This is a genomic window from Pseudomonas sp. LBUM1674, from assembly GCF_059695635.1.
In genome coordinates this window covers 6260635-6281105 of sequence record NZ_CP166779.1, presented here as the reverse complement: position 1 = coordinate 6281105, position 20471 = coordinate 6260635, and the positions used below count along the sequence as shown (strand labels likewise).

At 55.6% G+C, this 20471-nt stretch carries 17 protein-coding genes and 4 pseudogenes; 7 read left to right on the top strand and 14 right to left on the bottom strand.

Features of this window, described 5'->3' with window-relative positions; genetic code table 11:
* Positions 1 to 7: 7 nt before the first annotated feature.
* Positions 8 to 721 (bottom strand): methyl-accepting chemotaxis protein, encoded by a 714-nt coding sequence (locus tag ACA067_RS28790; protein WP_497462863.1) that lies wholly within the window; start codon positions 719 to 721, stop codon positions 8 to 10.
* A gap of 144 nt (positions 722 to 865) precedes the next feature.
* Positions 866 to 1927, bottom strand: a pseudogene (locus tag ACA067_RS28785) (methyl-accepting chemotaxis protein); the annotation flags it as partial.
* A 342-nt stretch (positions 1928 to 2269) separates the two neighbouring features.
* Here ACA067_RS28785 and pmrG point away from each other — a divergent pair.
* Positions 2270 to 2941: a lipopolysaccharide core heptose(II)-phosphate phosphatase PmrG gene (pmrG, locus tag ACA067_RS28780; RefSeq protein WP_497459550.1), complete on the top strand. Its 672-nt coding sequence runs from the start codon at positions 2270 to 2272 to the stop codon at positions 2939 to 2941.
* Between the two features lie 26 nt (positions 2942 to 2967).
* Entirely contained in the window at positions 2968 to 3801 is an 834-nt protein-coding gene (locus tag ACA067_RS28775; RefSeq protein ID WP_497462862.1) for a phosphatase PAP2 family protein, read from the top strand.
* Between the two features lie 220 nt (positions 3802 to 4021).
* On the opposite strand, the gene ACA067_RS28770 is transcribed toward ACA067_RS28775, so the two are convergent.
* From ACA067_RS28770 to ACA067_RS28755, 4 genes are all read right to left on the bottom strand, one after another.
* Positions 4022 to 4288 carry a DUF6124 family protein gene (locus tag ACA067_RS28770; protein WP_497459549.1) on the bottom strand — a complete coding sequence of 89 codons (267 nt, stop codon included), beginning with the start codon at positions 4286 to 4288 and terminating at the stop codon, positions 4022 to 4024.
* A 386-nt stretch (positions 4289 to 4674) separates the two neighbouring features.
* Positions 4675 to 5697: a sensor histidine kinase gene (locus ACA067_RS28765; protein WP_497459548.1), complete on the bottom strand. Its 1023-nt coding sequence runs from the start codon at positions 5695 to 5697 to the stop codon at positions 4675 to 4677.
* A gap of 10 nt (positions 5698 to 5707) precedes the next feature.
* A complete protein-coding gene (locus ACA067_RS28760) occupies positions 5708 to 7168 on the bottom strand; it encodes an ATPase domain-containing protein (RefSeq protein ID WP_497459547.1) in 1461 nt (486 codons plus the stop codon).
* Entirely contained in the window at positions 7165 to 7599 is a 435-nt protein-coding gene (locus tag ACA067_RS28755) for a hypothetical protein (RefSeq protein ID WP_497459546.1), read from the bottom strand. Before ACA067_RS28755 ends, ACA067_RS28760 begins: the two co-directional genes overlap by 4 nt.
* A 305-nt stretch (positions 7600 to 7904) precedes the next feature.
* Here ACA067_RS28755 and ACA067_RS28750 point away from each other — a divergent pair, with 305 nt between their 5' ends.
* Positions 7905 to 8153, top strand: coding sequence for a helix-turn-helix transcriptional regulator (locus tag ACA067_RS28750; RefSeq protein ID WP_497459545.1), 249 nt, complete (start codon positions 7905 to 7907; stop codon positions 8151 to 8153).
* Between the two features lie 128 nt (positions 8154 to 8281).
* On the opposite strand, the gene ACA067_RS28745 is transcribed toward ACA067_RS28750, so the two are convergent.
* The 6 genes and pseudogenes from ACA067_RS28745 to ACA067_RS28720 form a co-directional block, all read right to left on the bottom strand.
* Positions 8282 to 8536 carry a hypothetical protein gene (locus tag ACA067_RS28745; RefSeq protein ID WP_497459544.1) on the bottom strand — a complete coding sequence of 85 codons (255 nt, stop codon included), beginning with the start codon at positions 8534 to 8536 and terminating at the stop codon, positions 8282 to 8284.
* A 38-nt stretch (positions 8537 to 8574) separates the two neighbouring features.
* Positions 8575 to 8958 carry a DUF6124 family protein gene (locus ACA067_RS28740; protein ID WP_497459543.1) on the bottom strand — a complete coding sequence of 128 codons (384 nt, stop codon included), beginning with the start codon at positions 8956 to 8958 and terminating at the stop codon, positions 8575 to 8577.
* 242 nt (positions 8959 to 9200) lie between these two features.
* Positions 9201 to 9896 (bottom strand): hypothetical protein, encoded by a 696-nt coding sequence (locus ACA067_RS28735; protein WP_497459542.1) that lies wholly within the window; start codon positions 9894 to 9896, stop codon positions 9201 to 9203.
* 136 nt (positions 9897 to 10032) lie between these two features.
* Positions 10033 to 10179 (bottom strand): annotated as a pseudogene (locus ACA067_RS28730) (hydrolase); the annotation flags it as partial.
* A 369-nt stretch (positions 10180 to 10548) separates the two neighbouring features.
* Positions 10549 to 11639, bottom strand: a pseudogene (locus ACA067_RS28725) (IS110 family RNA-guided transposase).
* 774 nt (positions 11640 to 12413) lie between these two features.
* The gene (locus tag ACA067_RS28720) at positions 12414 to 13061 is read right to left on the bottom strand and encodes a ferric reductase-like transmembrane domain-containing protein (protein ID WP_497459541.1); all 648 of its coding nucleotides are present in this window, start codon (positions 13059 to 13061) and stop codon (positions 12414 to 12416) included.
* A 1226-nt stretch (positions 13062 to 14287) separates the two neighbouring features.
* Between ACA067_RS28720 and ACA067_RS28715 the strand changes: the two genes are divergently transcribed.
* Both ACA067_RS28715 and ACA067_RS28710 read left to right on the top strand, forming a co-directional pair.
* Positions 14288 to 14569, top strand: coding sequence for a DUF2790 domain-containing protein (locus ACA067_RS28715; RefSeq protein WP_497459540.1), 282 nt, complete (start codon positions 14288 to 14290; stop codon positions 14567 to 14569).
* Positions 14570 to 14615: 46 nt separating this feature from the next.
* The gene (locus ACA067_RS28710) at positions 14616 to 14927 is read left to right on the top strand and encodes a hypothetical protein (RefSeq protein WP_497459539.1); all 312 of its coding nucleotides are present in this window, start codon (positions 14616 to 14618) and stop codon (positions 14925 to 14927) included.
* A 363-nt stretch (positions 14928 to 15290) separates the two neighbouring features.
* Here the strand turns inward: ACA067_RS28710 and ACA067_RS28705 are convergent.
* Positions 15291 to 15421: pseudogene (locus tag ACA067_RS28705) on the bottom strand (LysR family transcriptional regulator); the annotation flags it as partial.
* A gap of 373 nt (positions 15422 to 15794) precedes the next feature.
* On the opposite strand from ACA067_RS28705, the gene ACA067_RS28700 reads away from it, so the two are divergent.
* Positions 15795 to 16508 carry a hypothetical protein gene (locus ACA067_RS28700; protein ID WP_497459538.1) on the top strand — a complete coding sequence of 238 codons (714 nt, stop codon included), beginning with the start codon at positions 15795 to 15797 and terminating at the stop codon, positions 16506 to 16508.
* A 187-nt stretch (positions 16509 to 16695) separates the two neighbouring features.
* Positions 16696 to 19917 (top strand): hypothetical protein, encoded by a 3222-nt coding sequence (locus ACA067_RS28695; protein WP_497459537.1) that lies wholly within the window; start codon positions 16696 to 16698, stop codon positions 19915 to 19917.
* A 189-nt stretch (positions 19918 to 20106) separates the two neighbouring features.
* On the opposite strand, the gene ACA067_RS28690 is transcribed toward ACA067_RS28695, so the two are convergent.
* A complete protein-coding gene (locus tag ACA067_RS28690; RefSeq protein WP_447889931.1) occupies positions 20107 to 20400 on the bottom strand; it encodes a hypothetical protein in 294 nt (97 codons plus the stop codon).
* Positions 20401 to 20471 lie beyond the last annotated feature (71 nt).

The window sequence follows — 20471 nt, the reverse complement described above, 5'->3', positions numbered from 1 at the left end:
TTACCATCTACACCCGGAAGTGACTCACCATCATCTGCAACTGATTGCCCAACCGCGCCAGTTCAACACTGGCCGCTGCGGTTTCATCGCTGGCGGCGGCCGTCTGTTCAGACACGTCGCGCACGTTGATGATGCTGCGGCTGATCTCTTCGGCCACGGCGCTTTGCTGCTCGGCGGCGGCAGCGATCTGCTGGTTCATCGACTGGATGTTGGACACTGTGCGGGTGATGTTTTCCAGTGACACGCCGGCCTTGCGGGTCAGCGCCACGCTGCTGTCGGTCAGGGTGCGGCTGTTGTTCATCACCGCCGACACTTGTTGGGTGCCATTTTGCAAGCCGGCGACCAGGCCTTCGATTTCTTCAGTGGATTTCTGGGTGCGTTGGGCCAGGCCACGGACTTCGTCGGCCACCACGGCAAAACCTCGACCGGCTTCACCGGCACGGGCCGCTTCGATGGCGGCGTTGAGCGCCAGCAGGTTGGTCTGATCAGCAACAGCCTTGATCACGTCCATGACGCTGCCGATCTTGTCACTTTCCTGTTGCAGCACATTCATGGCTTCGGTTGAACGCGCCACTTCGCTGGCCAGGCGTTCGATCTGGGCGATGGCTTCGTTGACCACCTTGTCGCCCTCGCGAGCTTCGCCGTCAGCGGCAGCCGCCGCCTGGGAGGCTTGCTCGGCATTGCGCGCGACTTCCTGCACCGTGGCCGTCATCTCATGCATGGCCGTGGCCACCTGATCGGTCTCGATCTTCTGGCTGTTGACCCCGGCACTGGTCTGCTCGGTCACGGCTGACAACTCTTCGGCGGCGCTGGCAATCTGGGCGACGCCATCGCGAATGCCGCTGATCAAATCGCGCAGGGTGACGCCCATGCGCGCAATGCCTTGCTGCAATACGCCGAGTTCGTCGCGGCGGGTCACCTTGACGTCGTGGGACAGGTCGCCGCTGGCGATGCGCTCGACCACGGCCAGGGTGTCGCGCAACGGGCCGGTGATCTGGCGAGTGATGATGACGGCAGCAATGATGCCCACCAACAATGCCAGCAGGGTGCTGATCAGTTGCAGGGTGCGGGCCTGGGCGCTTTCGGCGTCACGGCGCTCGAGCTGAATCTGATACAGCTGATCGCTCAGGGACACGATGGCGGCGCCCTGGTCGGTCATTTCCTTGCGCGCCTGGACGGCGTCGTTGCTGGCGTTTTTATAAGCCTGCAAGGCACTGCGGTAGTTGCTCAGCGCGGTTTCCAGCTGACGCAGGGTGTCAGGCTGAGTCTCGGCGAAATGCCCGTGCAGTGACTTCAGGCTGGCAATCGCCATATCCAGTTGGCGGACGGCCTTTTGTTCAGTCTCGGCATTGGTGGTGGCGGTGTAGCTGCGCACTTCGTAGCGGGTCAGCAAGAAGGCTTCCTTGGCGGCCGTGATGGCCTGGAACTGTTCGAAGCGCTGATCACTCGGGGGCATTTGCAGCACGGCGGTGTTGATGGCGTCGATCAGTTTGCTGGCGGTTTCGGCGTTGCTGCCCATGACGTCGCGGGCGCTGTTACCGGTGCGATAGGCGCTGCGCATTTTGTTCAGGGACGTCTTGTAAGCCTCGATGACGGCGCCTTGTTCCCTCAACAACTTGAGGTTTTCCGGACTCTTGAATTTCACCAGCAGCGCTTGTTGCTGGGCGGAGAACGCGTCCAGGGTGGTCTGTACGTTTTGCGCGGCGGTTTCGTCGCCGTTGGTCAGCATGTATTGCAGACGAACCACGCGCAGTTTGGTCAGGCCGGCATTGAGCTGGGTGATGTCGCTCATCCAGTTGCTGCGGTCAATCAAACCGCCCAGGCTCGTCCAGCCGGTCAGGGCGAGGATGCAGGTCAGGGTCAGGACCAGGCCGAACCCCAGGCCCAGTTTCAGGTTCACGCTGATATTGCCGAACCAGCTATTCATCAAATTCCTCCAGGAACGTTGTGTTTCTTGATCGTCGGTTGGCTGGAAGATTGTTGTTTTTGGGCGCCAGCAAGGTAGGTAGCAGGTGTGTATCGGCAGCGAGGTTGGGAACTGTAGGGAGATCAAAAGATCGCAGCCTCGTTTCACTCGTCAGCTCCTACAGGGCTCCTACAACGTTCATGCAGGAGTGCGCGTTTTCCAATGTAGGAGCTGCCGCAGGCTGCGATTTTTTGCTGTTGTTTTTAAGCTTTTTTTCACAACCGTTTCACTCCCAGCCAACGCGCGCCTCTCTACCCTCGCGGCATCGAATGACAGTGATGCATGCCGGCGAGGCGGCTTGATGTGGAATTGAGACTGAGTCTGTTCGGGTTTAAACGCTCCCTCGACCTGAGCCGTTTGGCCCGCTATCGCAACGGGGCTGTGGTGCTGGCCTCGGCGCTGCTGGTGATCCCGTTGACGGTATGGCTGTTGCGACCCGCCGCCGTGCCGGACCTGGCCGACGGTAATGTGGCGGGCGCCCGTGCGTTGGCGGCCGGCTGGGCCAAAGGTGAGATGATCGTGCTGGTGCGCCACGTCGAACGTTGCGATCACTCCTCGGCAGCCTGCCTGAGCGGCAATGACGGCATCACCGAGCGTTCTCGCAGCGTGGCGGTGGCGGTGGGTGCTCAGTTCGAGCAACTGGGCTTGAACAAGGCCGACATCTACAACAGCCCGGTCATGCGGACAGCGCAGACCGCCGGCTATATGTTCAACAAGGTCAGTTTCGATGAAGACTGGTTGATCAATTGCAAGGGCACCATGTTGCGTGACGCCCTGGCGCACAAAGTGGCGGGCCGCAATCTGATTCTGGTGACCCACAGCGAATGCATGTCGCAACTCCTGAAAGACCTCAAGTTGCCAAGCTCGACCCTGGGTTACGGCGCTTCCTTGTTCATTTCGGCCGAATCGTTACAGGCACCGCGCATGCTCGGTTTCATCGAAGCCTCGGACTGGCGCTCGGTGACCCGCGAATGAATTCACTTTCTCGATCAGGGCACTCAATGTTGATTTCCTCCCGTTCGCGTTTTTACTGGGTGAACTTCGGTATCCCGCTGGCCTGTGCGGTCGTGGTTTTCCTGATGTTCGATCTGACCAGAATCGACATCGCCTTCAGCGACCTTTTCTATGACCCGACTGCGAAAGTGTTCCCGCTGGATCAAATCCATTTGTTCGAAAAGATCACCCACAAATGGACGCGGATCATCCCGAACTGGACCGGCGAGATCGCGATCGTCGGCGCCTTGCTGTCATTTCTCTGGCCGCGTCTGAAGTCTGAAAAACATTCGAAAATCGTCGCGCTCCTGGAAAAGATCAAGGTCGCTCCGGTGCTTCGATTCGCCAGCAAGCACCGTCGTGATTTCCTTTATGTGGTGTTCGCGTTCTCCATTAGCACGGGCGTGATCCACTACCTCAAGGGCCATACCAGTGTGTATTGCCCGATCGAAACGACCCAGTACGGTGGAAAAATTGAACACAAGGAGTGGTACCAGAATTTCGATCTGCTGAACGTTGCCGGGGACGGGCGCTGCTGGCCGGGCGGTCATGCTTCGGGTGGTTTTACCATGCTGGCGTTGTACTTCGTCGCGCGCCGCTACCGCTGGCGCCATTCCAGAGCGGTAATGTACGGCTCGCTGGCGCTCGGTTTCGTCTACGGCACGACGCGGGTTCTACAAGGCTGGCACTACATGTCCCACACCTTTTGGGCGGGGATCTTCGTGTGGCTGGCGTGTTTGCTGACGGCGCTGGCGTTTTATGGGCGAGCGCGGCTGGAGTTGCCGGTTCTGCAACAGCATGAAGAACCGGCGTCAGTGGCTCAGCCTCAGCCCGTCAATTGAGGTAGGTTTTTTGTTGTCGCAGATCAACTGTGGGAGCGAGCCTGCTCGCGAAAGCGGTGGGGCAGACGACCTCTCCATTAACGGGTCGGCCGTCATCGCGAGCAAGCTCGCTCCCACAGTGATCGATGGCGTACACCGAATCCGTGGACGACGATGCCCCCTGTGGGAGCGAGCTCGCTCGCGATGAGCGATAACGCCGTACACCTGAATGAACGCCTGCCTACCCCTGCGGATCGACGTTATCCAACGCCCGGTTCACTGCCAGCTCCGCCAACATGATGATCTGCGCAATGGCCAGCGCGGTGTTGCGCTGCGGACCGTTCAGGTAGGTGGCGAAATCATTGGCCATGACGTTGGCTGAAGCCAATGACTCGCAGGCATGGGCGAGGAGGCTTTCGGTGTCCATGTCCGGGACGACCATGAACAGGGTGTTGGGGCGATAGGGTCTGGCGGTTTCGCAGGGGGGATCGGGGGTTAATTTATCCATGTGAAAACTCCTACTGAAATGGGAGCCATCACTTGCCGGATCTCAAGCGGCGAAGAGGTGGCAGCTATGTGCAGTGTGAGATCACCGGTAGTAGGCACCCGGCCAGACCGAAGTCTGCCCGCACACAGCCGCCATAACGCATTTTCTGGCAGCGGATAAGCTGGCGCCAATTATGAAGGCACTGGCGCTAGATGCATACTTTTTGCCGGGATCTCACACCCGATCGCTGAGTTTTCAGCGACTGCCAAAGGTTATTGAGCGAGCTTCCGACCGACAACCTTAAAGTCCTGTGGGATTTTTCTTCTGGTTTTCTTCACACGTAGGACATGTCACGCAAGGCGCCGGGACCAGCGCTGGTCAGGGGGCATAGCGATTATTGGAAAAACTCAAACCACCAAGGGCAACGTCACCATAAAGGTACTGCCCTTGCCGTCGCCATCGCTCAGGCCGATGACCGTGCCGCCATGGGCCTCGACCAGCTCGCGAACCACTGTCAGGCCGATGCCCAGGCCTGCGCCGTTGAAACCGATCGCGTGAACATCCTGCACAAATGGCTCAAATATGAACGGCAGTGCCTTGGCGGTGATACCGATGCCGGTATCGCGGATGCTCATCTCCAACACGCCGTTCTCTGCGGTGATCGAAAGGCTGACCGTACCGCCCGCCGGTGTGTACTTGGCCGCATTGCCCAGTAGGTTGCCGAGAATCTGAGCGAGCCGCACAGAATCGCCGCTCACTGCCAGCGCGCACTCGGGCAGTTCTGCGCTGAAATGCAAGTTGTGAGCGATCATGACCGGGTTACAGATTTCTATCGCCTCATGGATGATCTGAAACATATCGACAATGCGGCAATCGAGGCGAAACTTGCCGGTGCTGGCGCGAGCGACGTCGAGCAAATCTTCCACCAACCGAGACATGTGCTGCACCTGACCTTCGATCAACTTCTGCATGCGGGGCAGTTCCTCACTAGGCACCCGCACCAGTCGGCCGGCAATCATGCTTATCGGGGTCAGCGGATTGCGCAGTTCGTGGGCCACCAAGGTGAGGACGTTGCGTTGCTGTTCCAGCGCGTGTTCGGCCGAGGCTTGCAGGTGTTGCGCGCTTAGGGCGGCAACCACCAATTGCTCGTTGGCTTCGCGCATTTCCAGGTACAGCCGTTGTTCTGCCTGCGTGACTTTTGGTTTTTCAGCATCCGACTGCGCCAACAGAATCGCCAGAACCAATTGCTGGTTGGCTTCGATCAGTTGCTCGATCTGCTGGCTATCGGCGAGCTGGGTATTGGCGTCGCACATTTCCTTATGCAATGCCGCCAGTACTGCCCGCGCTTCAACGGTTTTCTGGCCGAGCAGGAACAGTTCGCGAGCGGCAGTGACCATCGCTTGCTCGTTCTTGCCATTTGCCTCATTCATGAATTTTTGCTCATCCATCGTCTCTGCTTAAACGCCGCCGGGTAGGCCGGCCTCCGAGCAAACCTTCCTGGTCCGGCAACATCTCGCCAATCTGTAATCCGTTGTTGTCGATGCGGTACAGGCGCAGTTCATCGGAATGGGCGCTGGCTCGCACCTTGACCACGGCCATGATGCGCAGCAAACGGCTTTCTACTTCAATATAGCGCTGGACGATGATGGCGTCGGTGAGAAACGCCGTGCCGTAAGGGCTGAAACGCAAGTCGGTGTAGCGGTCTTCCAGCTCCGAGGTCATCAACACGCTGACGCCGACCCTGGTCAGCGCGGTGACCATGCGCGACAGCGACTCACGGAAGTCTTCGCGGAAGGTCGGCGCCAGCGCCAGCTCGAAGCCCGACAGCGAATCGATGACGACGCGGGTGGCTTTCAGCCGGGTGACCTCGCTCAACAACAACTGCACGATTTCGTCGATGGACAGGTCCGGGGCGCGGCTGTCCACCAGACCGACTTGACCACTCTGGATCAGGCTGGCGAGGGTGGAGTTCTGGGAGTGATTGGGTCGTTGCTCGAACACTGCAATCACGCCGGTTTCGCCATTGCGCGCGCCTTCAGCGAGGAATGTCGAGGCCAGAATGCTTTTGCCCGAGCCCGACGGCCCGGCCACCAGCAAGGAGTAACCGCAAGGCAGGCCACCGCCGAGCATCTCGTCGAGCTGCGCCACGCCCATTTTCAACCGCTTGATCGGGAACACCTGCGGCGCTTCATCCGGGTTCAGTGCCGCAGGCGCAAAGACTTTGATGCCCGACGTGGCGATGCGGAAGGTGTGCAGGCCGGGCAGCGTCGGCTGGCCGCGCATCTTCATGATTTCCATCTTGCGCACCATGGAGTTGCGCTGAACGCTCTGGCGCAGCCAGATCAGGCCGTCGGCCACGGTGAAAATCGGGTTGGTGTCGGTTTCGGTGAAGTATTCGCCAATCAGGAAGGTCGTCGCCTGCCAGGTAGTCATCAACATACCCAATTGCTGAACGAACTGCGGCAGGTTGTTGTTGGGGTTGTCCTGGGTCTGGCTGGCCAGCACCACGGAACGGAACGAGTCGACAAACACCAGCGCCGGGGAATGAGCCTCCACCTCGCTGACAATGCGCCGCAGCACTTCGTCCAGATTCCCGGCCAAGGTATCGTCGGCCAGGTTGACATAGCGAATCGACTGGTTGATCGCTTCACTGTCGAAAAAGTCGAATTGCTGCTGATAACGCAGCATCTTCAGCGGCGGCTCGCCGAGTACGGTAAAGAACAACGCCGGGCGTTCAGGCGTCGCCAGGGCAAACATCATTTGATGCGCCAGGGTGGTTTTGCCGCAGCCAGGCGGGCCGGCGATCAGGTTGAACGAAAACTCCGGCAAACCTCCGCCCAGCACCTCGTCCAGTCCTGGCACGCCGGTGGCCAGACGGTTGATAGTCACTTTGGTGCTCATTGCGAAGTTTCCTGCGAAAGGGTGTCGCTCAAAGAAGGTTCCCACACGCCACGAAGCAAACGTGCGGTGAGCGAGGGCCCGATCAGCGTGGTCAGCAGCTGGTAGAAAGTAGTCAGCAACACTTCACCGAAAAACAGGGCATCGGCTTCGCTTTGCTCAACGAGTACGGACTTGAGGGCAGGCAGATCCAGGGAGGCCTGCACACCGTCATAGGTGCCGGCCAGACGCGGATGATTGGCGACGCACAGATGAAGGCTGCGGCGATAAAGCGCGACAACCCCTTGCTGGCCAAGGATGGGCGTGAGGGCGGCGTCCATAGCCTGCAATATCGAAGCGATCGCTTGTGCGACGGTCGCAATGTCAGCGTTGGGGCCAACGCGGTGCGTCAGAGAAGCTACGATCTGACGGCTCTCTTCGCTTAGCGTGGACATGGCTAACTGATATCTGATGGACAGTCTTTGATGGTACACCCTATGGAGGTGTGGGGAGTGATTTGCGTCAGAGGAGGGTGGTTACAGAATGCAGCTGGCCATACAAAAGGCAAAAAAAAGCCCGCGGGAGGGCGGGCAAACCGTAGTTTCTTGAAGAGCGAGTGCAATGTACCGGTTGTTGAGGGGCGATGGGGTGAAGAAAAATTCATCTGCATGGCGCATCTGCTGCAATAGGAGAATGATTTGTGAATCGCTTAATGTTACGTATGCGCTACACTTTGACATCAATGTCACGGTAACCGAACATGGACTACACCCTACTAGCCTCGCGGCTTGGCAAACAAATACGTGAAAAGCGTATAAATCGTGGCCACACGCAAGCACAGCTAGCCGAACTAGCCGGGCTGACGCGGCAGAAAGTCATTGCCGTGGAAAAGGGTGCTCTATCTGTGAGCATGATGGCGTATGCGCGTGTATTGGGCGCTTTGGATTGTGAGATCACCGTTGTTCCAGCGGCCATGCCGACTCTTGAAGAACTTGGGGAGCTGTTCTGAATAAATGTGAGGAGGCGGACTCCACAGAAGGTTACATAAAGTGAAACTTTCTGTTGAGTCGTTGTGCATAAAGCCGCGTTGGATGACAGTCTAAAAATGGGCGAACTCAGCGGTCGCCCATTTTCTTTTTACATCAAAACCTGCGCCTGCAATCGCCGCCCGACGACGTCCAACAAATCGCAGCCGTCGCGCAGTGAAGTGACCAACACCCGCGCCAGTTCACTGTGAACATTTTCGTTTACGGCGAAGGTCTCCAGCAATTGGGTTGCCGTGCGAATGCGGTAGGCCGCGGTTTCATGCAACACGTCCAGCGGCGCTTCGGTGTCGATCAACAGCGACGCAATGCTGCAATCGATGCCGGTAACCGGCATGTATCGATCCATGACAAAACCTCCAGTCGGTAACAAAGGAGCGTCGCCACTCAGGGGTGGCTGGTGGGCTGGGGCTCTGGCAATCCATCGGGTGGGTCCAGATTGTCCAGCGCTCGGTTTACCAACAGTTCGGCCACCACCGCCAACTGCTGGATCGCCAACGCTACGTTGCGGCGAGAGCTTTCCAGATCGCAGGCAAGGTCCGTGCTCATGACGTTGAGCGAGGCCAGGGTTTCACAGGCGTGAGCGAGCAGGGAGGGTGTGTCGATGTTGGGGAGGATGGTGAAGACGTGGCTGACGGGATCGGGGTGATTGGGATTGCGGAGGCGGGCACTGACGCGTCGTTCGGTGATTTCGGAGAGTTCGGCCAAGCTGAGGGTTTCTGATTCTGCAAGGTTCGCTTTTTCAAGCGAATTTGGGATGTTGTTTTTCATGGAAGACTCCAATAGTTTCGGGACCCCACGCTTTTTCGGCCTGTCAAAACCGTTCGCTGAGTTACAGCGAAGAGAGAAGATTATCGGTCAGTAGTAGCGTCCGCCAGTTCATGGAAGGCGCTACAACTTGCAGGAAATTTCCTAGGACTGTTACTACACGCTCGCCTACTCGCCTACTCGCCTACTCGCCTAGTAGCTAACGGATCAGAGGTGGTCATTTCTGTGGCACCCAAAAAAATATCTCAGTATTCCGTCACCTCAGAAACCCTCAACAGCCACCCTGCCTCCCCTGGGATCAACCTGTACTGAACCTGCCGCATTTTTCCCGTCCGCCCCGCCCCGGCGTCAGTACCGTCATAGACTGGAAACCGCTGCACCAGCGCATTTTCCATCACAGCGAACTCATCCTCGCCTTGGTAACCCTCTGCAATTTTCGGGTTGTCACTGACAGGTGGCAGATAAATCTCGCTGAGCGATTTCTTGCGGTTAGCGGAGTAGGCAACGAGCTCGCCCGCCATCGATCGCCCCGATGATCTGACGAAGACGTAAATCTCGGGTGAGCCGTCGCGATCAAGGTCCGCGACCTCCGCCCGAACGATGTTGCCGGTAAGAGGGTGAGTCACCTTCGAGTTATCGATTTCCAGCCCTTGGGGTGCGATGTAGAGCACAGGATTTCCATCGACCAACGCCGTCGTCACATGAAAACGAATGCCCTGCAATTCGAGCGTTTGGTCGTACGGCTGGATGCTGTCCGTGGTATCACCGACAAGGCTCGATGAAAGGTACTGTGCTGTGAGCGGGCCTTTGATGGATTGGGTGGCCGTCACGGTTTCGGCGCCGTTATTGAAAGGGGTTTCGACAAGAGGTGCGACCTCGGCGGTGGCGTGGGCAGCCAAAGAAATCGTGACAGCGAAGGAAGCTGAAATCCGGGCAATCATGTACATCTTCCTGAATGCTTCTGTTCGGTGGTGTTGTCCACGTAGATGAGACAGCAGCATAGAGGGTGTAGCGCCAAGCATCCCGACTTTAACGTTGCTGCAGTTTGTCCAATGTCACGGTGTGCTTGAAATGATGTTTCTGGAAGGGTGTTTTAGATTCGTCGTGCTGTTCGACGGTGGCGGCGCTGGGCAGGGTGCCGATCAATGTGCGGATGCCGTCGATGAGCCATTGGGGTGGGGTGAAGCTGGGTTGGACGTCGATGATGAGGAGGGCTTGGTGCATGGGCGTCTCCGAGGACGGTCGCGGCGACGGTGGTTGATGCGGCCGCGGGATTTTGTGGTGGTCTGGCTGGCGTCTTCGCTGGCAAGCCAGCTCCTATGTATGGACTCGCCCCCACTTTCAACCCGCTTTTGAACACTGCTACCCGGTTGCATCTATGTATAAGGCCTATTCGAGGAAGCCTTCATCGGCTTCTGGCCAACATTGGGTGAGCTCGCGGGATACCAATTACATTCAGGTCTCAAGGGCCGGTAGGAGCTCAGGCATCTATCCGCGACGGTCTGACCTGGGGTCAATGTTCTTCAGCATGGGTTGAGGCGGCTCAGCGCCCCGGTGGCAGAACTCTGTCAAATCCTCTCGATCAGTCCCTCATCACAGCCTCTGACCAGTGGCCGGTTGTCGATCATAGGTCTGCTCGTTTTGCAACAGCACCACATGATGCGCAGGTTGCGGTTGGCTAACCGCACCGCCGCGCCTTTTTGACCGTGACGGCTCAACCAGCGTCGCAGACGCTGGTCATCTGGATGCTCCGAATCTGGCCGCACCTGCCTCAATACGGCGTGCGCACCTTGAATCGCCAAGCTGCGCAGGTAGGCATCACCGCGCTTGCACATCTTGCCCAGTCGAATCTTTTGCCCGGTGCTGTGCTGTTCGGGCACCGTGCCGAAATAGGCGGCGAACTGGCGCGCGTTGGCAAAGCGTTCAGGTTCGGTCTGTTTGGCCAGCATCTCCGTGGAGAAGATCGGGCCGACACCCCGTATCGTCATCAGTCGTTTCGCCGTTTCGTCCGCGCGTGCACTGGCTTCCAGGCGTCCCGTCAGCACGTTGATGTGTTCGCCCAGTTGGCTCCATTCAACCAGTATTTCGGCGATCAGTTCGCGCAACATATCCGGTAGCGGATGGCTGGGGTCTTCCAGTACCCGCGGTACACCTCGACTGAGGGCTGTCTCGCCCTGCGCCATGGCAATGCCGTGTTCCAGCAGCAAGCCACGCATCTGGTTACCCAAGGCCGTGTGCCGTCGCATGCATCCCTGCCGGACGCGGTGCAGCGCTTGCATTGCTAACGCCGACTCACTCTTAACCGGCACTGCTGCAATTTTTTGGTCTCGGCCTGCACGCAATATCGCCAGCACATCGTTGCGGTCATTCTTCGCGCCGCTACGGTGCTCGGCCACACGCTGCGCCGGCAGTATCCGCACTGGATTGCCTTGCGCCTGTAATAGCCGTGCCCAGGCCTGCGCGCCCGGCCCGGTCTCCATCAGTACCGTCACATCCGCCGGCAACTGGCGCAGGAACCGGTGGAAAGCTTCACGGGACTTGATCCGTTGTTCGTGGACCACTTGGCCAAGGGAATCTTCCCCCGCGACCTGAAACACATTCTTCGCAAGATCCACCGCTACTGTCGTGCACGCCGCAAGATCGGCTGGCGACAAGGATTTGATTATCGTCGTATGCTTGCTCATGGCCTCGCCCTCGCTGTCGTTGGCTTTCATAGAATGCCACCGTGGCGCATAGACGCCTCGGCTTGGGCGAGTCCATTCAATTACACAGGGGATGTGCGGGCCATCGATTACCGAATCCCAGATGCAACAAAGCCCGCACTTGGCGGGCTTCGTTAGCTTCGATTGGTGGGCCGGGGTAATTTGAATCCGTTTAGTAAATTGTTGATTTATAACATTAATATATAATTTTATTTTTAGTTGGAATACCAATTGGAATACTGCACTCCAGTTGACCACCCGTTTGCATTCGATCTGATCAGCACGTTTCGTAACCATGATTGGCAGTGAACTACCCATAGCTGCCGGTTGCGACAGGCAGAAATCGGCCAGAAGCGGACGCTCAAGAGAACCCGTTTTTCGGGCAGAAATCATGGCATTAGGTGCGGAGCTATCACCGGAAAAGATCAAGATAATCTTGGCCCTGATCGCGGCTAGCTGAGACTCCTTCTGTGTCCGTTGGCTGCAGGACTCTATGGTGATATGGATTTCACTAGAACCCCTTTTTTTGAACTCGTAACCTAAGGAACGTGCGGAAATATTGTCAGTGGCAATTTCTCGGCTTGATCAGCTCAGTCCGCCGCGCTGCCTGCAGTGAACGACCCGAAGCTAGCGTTGGCGGTAATTTAGACAGCAATCGGTGTAATTGCTTCTGAATTAAGTTGCCTAAAAAAGGTTGTGCCGTGGATCGCCGCTTGGCTAACGGCGGTCTCCGACACTGACCTTATGTTCTACGCATTAAGATGCGCTGGCAGCCTGGCGGCTCGGTGTCTGCTTGGTTTGGTTGCGCTTGTTAGCTATTGCCAGTTTGCCAACCAAGCGGACAGCTACCGCACCGCAAATGAGACCGAAGGGGAGGACGTACCAGGCGCTCTTAGAGATATCCGTGAAGTAGGCGTAGATGAATACGGCGGCAATAACCCACATACCGGTAACGTGCAGTTTCTTCCAGGCTTTTGGCCCTAATAAACGGGCTGACGATTTGAATGAAGTCAGCGCCAACAGCAGGATAAACATATAGCCAATCGTGCCTGGAATGTTGTTCGCCACTGTGGCCGACTGCCGAAATTCCGTATCAACTAGCGCATAGACGTAGACCATTACGGCATGCACCAAGTGTGAAAAAGCAAAGGCAAGCCCAATGAAGCGACGCTCACGGACTAGAGCTTTTGAGAGCGGTGACGGTACCAGTACGGCGAAGGCAGAGGCCGTAAAGGCGATCAGGAAGAGCACGAAGGATGAACGTGCGGTGGCGCGTATGGCACTGCGAAGCCCGTCGACAAGGTCTGGCTGGATTGCTATGGCCGTAGCGCTCATCGCCGTAACCAGTACCGCGATCAGGCTGAACAACTGCCAGCCTCGCAAACTCTTGGATTGAATATTCATGGCAAGTATTCCTCAGTAAGGTTTGGGATCGCCCGATAAGTCGGACGACTTTTGCTACAGTCTGCGATCCCTGCTGTGACACAGGCGACAGCACTGTGCTTTTCCTAACATCAGCTACCGCCATTCGTTTCCACTGAAACCCAGATCGAGGCATACGTACTTTGTGTCGCTGCACCCGTTTCTGATTGAGTTTTGGCGGAAAGAGCGCGCCATACGACGCCGTAGCGAACATTGACGAACCAAGATGCAATGCCAACTGTTCGAACGAAAACCCTGGTCAAGGGCTAGCCGGCGTGGCGAATTCTTGCAGGGTGGGGTGATCCTGTTATGTCCGAATCCGGTCGTTTTGAATGTTTATGAGTCTATGGGTGCACTGGATACAGTGGGGTACAAAAACTATCTATGGTGCGCATTAGATGTGGCTGCTCTCAGCGGATGGTGTAGGTAGCTGACAAGCAAGACGATGGACCGGTCGAACAGGTTGGCTCCGCTGCCTTGGTTAAACTAAGTTACTGCGTGCCGACTGAGCCTCCATTGTGACCAATCAGCACCCCGCAGAAGACAGTAATTGGCACCTCTCATTGCGGACCGGGAATTCGTTTTCGTCTCACGGTAACGGGCGGTAGTGTCCAATTGCTGGGGTCTGAACCTAACGAGGCGCCCGCTTTTCTGCACCACCAGGCTGGACGGCGGCGTGCCTATGCGACGCATTTCTCGAGCAGCAAACGGTTTGCCAAGCGAATCTTCAGCACGCTTTAAGGCGGATGCTGTGATCAGCGTTATCTAAACGCGAGATGAGCAAGCCGCTCGGCGTGGCCTTATGCTGGTTGTGCACACGCTCGCTGCACAGAGGGCAGGCCATCGTCGCCCGGCATCTGTCGTCTAGGGTAGCCATATCGACCTAGTTGGATTCCAAGAAAGCGCACACCACAGACCGACTACGATCACTACGGTAAATAGCCGACATTTCTTAGGCAATTGCCGCGACATGCTTCATAAAACGTACCTTCATTAATGGGCGCAGTTTGGCGGTGTCAGAAGCACCTGTCTGTGGGCGCCCGATGTATGCAAGGCAGCGCATGCAAAACGGCGCTGATTGTATCGCTTTGTATCGCAACGCCCCTCAGACACAAAAAGAATTTATCGGTGTTTTTTTCGACACAGTATATATACCTGAAAAGCGTTCAATGGGGCCCATCGAGACCAACTGGATCGGCTAACAAACCATGATTTATTCATCGAACACGGGGAACGACAATGAATTTCAAAGCCATCGCAGCTGCTGCCTGTTCACTCATGAACATCGCAGCTCTGCCAACCACGGCGCAAACCAACGAAGCGATCGAGATCTCACCTACGGCATCCAGCTTGACATTCAGAAAGTGCTTTGTCTGACCGAAGAAAAGATCCAGTCCTGGCGTGTACAGATGAGCTATCTGGAGTCGCAAGGCCAAAAGCGGGTTCTGGGCTACAGCAAGCTGGCCGAGAATTGCAACGACGGCAATTGATGCTACATCCGCCGTTTACTTCCAATCATTTGTTAAAGAATCACTTATGAAAACTCTCAAGAGCTATCTAACTATTATTGTTTTTAACTTCGCCGGCGCAGCCATACATGCAAACGCAGCCGCAGAGCATAATCGGAGCGAAAGCGGGGTCTGCTTTCAACAACGCTCACTTGCCTGTGCAGGGACGCAGCCGACGCTGACGGAGAACGGTTCCAGCCGCACTCAACTGGACCTGAAACATGAACTTGTCGCGCTGGATGGTTATAGTCGCGCCCCACAAGGCAAGAAAACCCAGTCCCAAGCCTCTGATGGTTTCGATAGGGCATCGACGGGGAAGCAACCGGACCGCATTTCTTAGGATGGTTTTAGCCAGACTCGATGGTCCTGCTGATCCAGGTAAATGGCTCCATGGTTGTCAACTGAGCGCCACTGGATCAGTTGTTCGAAGCTCAGACGGTGGTCAGCCTGCGGGATGTCTCAGGACTACAATTATGTTTGAAACAGTCGGCAGATACCGCAGGGCGGACGGCCAAAATCTCTGCAAGATATGCTTCGTCGACTGTGACATTGGCAGTGGAGAACAAAATGCACCCGCAAGGCCAGCGGACCGATCACATTGTCATAGACGTTGGCTTTTGCCTTCGTCGGCATTATATCGGTGCTCCCTCAAAAATTTGCGCGTGTTGCTGGGAGAGTATCCCGCAGAACTGAATCTTCGGGTATCGACGTAACCCTCACTTATAACAACTCGCACCTGGCCTTGTTGCAGGCCTTTGATGGCTTGTAGCTGGTCTTCAAGCTTTTCCTGATGGGATCGGTAACCGCGCCAAAGCCTAGCAGATGCGCTGCCGCCACATCATTAGACTGGCGTTGCGTCGACTGCCCGCTTTTGGCCGTTTTCTGCCCGTCGCGAGGAGCAGAAAACGGCCAAAAGCGGACAGGTACGCAGGGTTAGCAGCCCTCCTTGAAGCTTGAAGGCGTCGACAAAAACAGGGGAGATACACGCTCAACGTTTTGCAGCAGTTGATCGGTCCGCCTTCAGGAGCCAGCAATGCTGGCATTGTGCCTATCTGAGAATTTGTGACAGCATCGCCCAATTAACCTCAAGAGCTTCCTGCCATCATGGACAATCAATCTCCCATAGGCGCGGGCGAAGGCTTGCTAGTGGCCAAGGGCTGAGATGAGGCCTTAGCCAAGCCTCCATTACACAAGGATAGTTTTGGTTATGTCGTACATTATCTTGCCCAGTGATCAGCAAGCGGCAATCAGCGACGTCGATGAAGCGGTGCTTCTGGCAGCGGTACGCCAGTGCCTGGATGAAGGGCGCGTAGGGCCGATTCATGGCCTCGGTCTCAGTGACTGTGGGCCCTACGTGGCTACCAAGCTCCATCGGTTCCAACAAGCGATCGCTGAGTACAGCAGGGCCAAGGCCCATGCCAAGCGCGAACGCACTCGGCAGGATGCGCTGTATGCCGGCAATGACCTCATTCACGCTTTGCAGCAGATGAAAGGGCGGCTCGAAACTGAGCGTAAAGAGGGTGAGCTGTTCTTCATTGATGATCAGATCAGGCCGCCTTTCCATCTCAGTAAGCGACTGTCAGTGCAAGTGTCGTTTCGCTGGCGAGCGTCGCCGTCTGCGGACTGGAAGTACGGGCACCTGACGTTCGTCTACGATTTCTACCCTCAGCCCAGCTACACGTTGCCGCTGCCCAAGCGCAAACCCAGCGCCGCCCAAGAAGCGAGGGATCTAGAAGACACTCTGTACAGAGAATGGGAGCGTTTGAAGGCTCAGGCCCTCTTCTCTATGAGGGAGTTCTTCCGCGATGGTGGCGACGGTGATGCTGTGCCTGAGGTGTTCGCGGTGAGACCTAGTCCCTACGGTGGGGGGTTGAACAACTTCAGCTGCAATTTTTGGCAGGCCGAGAGGCCAGCACCATAAATTCGAGCAAGCATCAGCCTTGGTAATAGGGGCTGGTGTATACGACCGTCCGCTCACCCAGTGTGCGCGGACGTTCCCAGTCATCGTGTACCGCACACCATCACGATGACGTCGAGCCCTGCATTAACCTAGGGCCAGAGCGTTGATCGTAGCCGGGCAGTGCCAGTGATCATTTCAGGAGTGGATGATGGATAAGAAACAATCGGCTACCAAGATAACCAAGCCGCAAGACTTTCTGCGAGCGAGACGTCCGGAGCAGTTCTCGGACTCTTTAAAGCTACAGGAGTCGACTATCGATCGCTCCATGCTGGAGTATCACTTCGAGACCCTGAACAATCGAAGCCAAGAGCTTGAGTTCGAGATATTCGTACGGAAGCTTTGTGAGCGAGAAATTTGCCCCAACCTTGTTGCCCAGACCGGCCCGACTGCGGGTGGAGACGGTAAAACCGATACCGAGACGTATCCTGTAGCCAGCCAAATCGCCTTTTTCTGGGGATTAAACGAGACCCCGGAGTCCGAGCGATGGGCATTCGGTGTCAGTACACAGAAAGATTGGAGGGCAAAATGCAGAAAGGACGTCGAGAGCATCATGTCGACAGGGCGTGGCTACGTTCAAATCTTCTGTGTCTCCAGCCGTTTCATCAAGAACAGCTCCAGAGCAGAGCTCCAAGACGAGCTTTCCGAAAAGTATGGCGTCAAGGTCACAATCCTCGATCGCACTTGGCTGCTTGATAAAACACTGCAGCCCAAGAATCAGCAACTCGCCATCGATCACCTGGGTCTTACAGGCAGCATTGAGAGCAAAATTCAGATCGGCCCATTCGACGCTGACAAGCAAATTCAGCTCACAGAGATCGAACGCCAGATCGAACAGATTGAAGATCCGGACCATCTGACGCTCTCCCAGGTCGACCTCTACACCAAGCGGGCCATCATTTACAAAGAGCTGGAACATGATGCCGTTGCTGTGGAGCACCAGTTCAATATTGCTGTGCGAACAGCGAAAAAGTTTGGTACCCAGAGACAGCATTTCGACGCCCTTTACCAGCTAACCTGGGCCGCGTACTGGTGGCTGGAAAATGCCGATCTCTTTGAGGAAACCTTTGAGAAAGCGCTCGGCGTGGCCCGAGAGACCGACAACGTTGAGGTGTGGGAAAAAGTCGTAACGTTGTTCAATCTGGTGGTCACCACTCATCGAGACGGTAAGTGTACCCTTGATATGAACTCCATTGAGGCCACCATTCGAGAGAAACTGAACTCGATAGCCGACAACGCGGACATGATAAGCGGCGCATTACAAGCCAAGACCTCTCTGGCGCTTCTGGATCTGCTGGTTGCCGAAAATGAGGAGCAAGCCAGTAATACATTCCGGTCTTTGAGCGAAATCGCTGATAGTGCTCATAAGCTGATTGGCTACCCTATGGCTCGTCTCGTCAACTTGCTCGAAGAACTCGACGTGGCCTTTGGAGATCTCAAGGCCTACGAATATCTCATGGATAAGCTCATTGATGATGCGGGGGAACGGGAAAATAGCCGGATAAAGGCAGATAAGTACCTGAGACGAGGAGCGCTGAGCAGCGATAAACAGGATTATTACAGGGCGATCAAGTGCTTCGGGTTATCCCTGTATGGGCTGTATAGCAGTGAAAGCAAGGCGGAAGTCTTCGCTGCCCTTTATATGCTGTCCCATGCATACGATAAGCAGGGCCTGCTGTGGGCTGCGCGAGGAGCAGCGCTGATGGCAGCTTATGTGGTCACCTCTGACGCACTGAAGGAACAGCGAAGCAGTGCTAAGCAAGCTGCTATTTACCAACGACTCATGTGGATCGAAGGTCAACTAGGTCGTGTGAGTCAGTCTTTGACTTGGTACCACTTAGCTCAACTTGTCTCTCAAGCGGTGGATGAAAAGCTGTGGACAGAAAATCAGAAAATGAATTATGAGGTTCTAATTGGTCAGCTATTTCTCAATGCTAATTTTTCAGACGTTGAAAGAATAGCCTGGCTGCCGGACAAGCTGAATCAGTTGGATCTAGGGCTCAGTGCAGATGCGCTATTGGTATGCTTAGGCCATGAAGATAAAGCGGGGCCTGAGGGTGAGCCAATTGATTTTCACCTTATGAACATGTGGCGCAGTATCGATATGGGTGCTCCGGTGGCCCCGCTCGACCTTTATCTGGATCGCTGGACAACCATAAGCTCCTGTATCTTGGGTTGTAAGGTGTCTGCGTCCTTCCCGGTAAAATCTCCATGCATTGAGTTAGCGCAGCAATTGCTGGCTGTGCTGGAGAGCTTCTGTGCACCGATGATGGCAGATCATGCAACGGCTACAGTGCCCGCCGTGAACATTGATATCTTATTGGAAGATGAGGATGGCTTCATACTGCAGCACAGCTTCGACACCGCTGCGCAGGTGACCTCTGCGGAGATCCTCTGTTCACCGTTCAGCATCGCCAGTTTGACCGATGAACAACGAGATACGATCAGACAATTTTACAGTGAATTCTGCCTTCACTTTGTGTCCATTATTTGCCCTCAAATAAGCTGGTCAAAAATCGAAGAGATGCTTCGGGAAGACAAGGCCTTGGAGCGATCAGTTGTCTTCAATTGTAATATTGGATTGGACAGCTATTTTATGGGGCGTGATGCTGTACCAGGCATCGAATCTCATCAGGATGATGCCTTAGAACTTTACAAGCCAACTCGGCGCGTAACCTGGCATGAGCACCACAATGTAGAACCTATGGACTGGCCCTCTAAATCTGATGAGTCTGAGGAGCGCCCGAAACATCCGTTTCAGTTTTCAACAATGAAGCATAGAGAGCTTAAAGTTGTTTCTATTATCCAAGAAAGCCTGTGGAGTAAAGCCGGCTGGAGGGGTTTAGGCTTTCAGACATGCGAAGGCGAAATTCCAGTGCTGATATTCGGCTTCGAGAATGCCGCTATCGGACACAAGATATTCGAGAACATCGCAAAAACTATCGGAGACAAAGATTCCAACAATACGTTGCGCATCGCATTGATACGGGGCATTGACAGTCAGAATCCTGCGCATTATCGCGTGGCGGTTACAAGTGATCTTGATCGATCTGAAGATGGGTCTTTGAGAGTCCAAGCGGGACTGTCTAGACTACATACTATGACGCCAAGTTCCTCTGAAAACATTGACAGATTTTTGAAGGATTACGAAGTACATAAGAAGTGTCATGTCGCTACAGTGAATGCCAAGGGCAAGCTCGTTAGCCATTTGATAACTTCTGGCGTCATTTTCATGTATGCCTGGGAGATCGATGAAAACGACCAAGAGATTTCGGCGATCAAGCCTGACGACGATATCTTTGTTCCGGCAGGTATGGAAAATCCTCCGATCAGTCGTGCGCTGGCGAAGCTTCGTTCATTTGAAACCAGATAAGGGTAAGTCACCTGACCCAGGCGTCCCATCAACGGCGCCTCTGGTTTTTTTGCCTTTGCGACGAATGATGCATTTGGCTGAAGTCAGATGGGGTCGAGCATCCGCTTCTGGCCGATTGCTGTCTGTTACCAAGGGCTGCATTCGCTCGTTACGAACACCTGAATGTCGATTCTGGCGTTACATCAGGACTTACATGGGCCTCCACGCAGGGCAGCGGCGGAAATCGCAAAACAGCAGATCGAAGTCCGGGTTCTTGAGCCAAAGTACGAGGATCGCTAGGTTTCCGGAGCGCATTTTGCGATCGGTGACCTTTCGAAAACGTCTCGGCGGCGTCTCTCGCTGACTTGCGAAGCTGTCGCTGTGAAAACGCGCCAAACGCTTGCGGATTGCGGGAGAGCGCGAAGTGAGCAGCTCGGGCTCGATGTCCCAGAGCACAAAAATATAATCGTACTGGCAGCCACGGCGCCTGTAGGTGCGTGCCATATCCAAATCTCCATATCATTATCTGGTTGACATGGCGGCCTCCTTTACAAGTTGAAGGGATAAGAATCTCG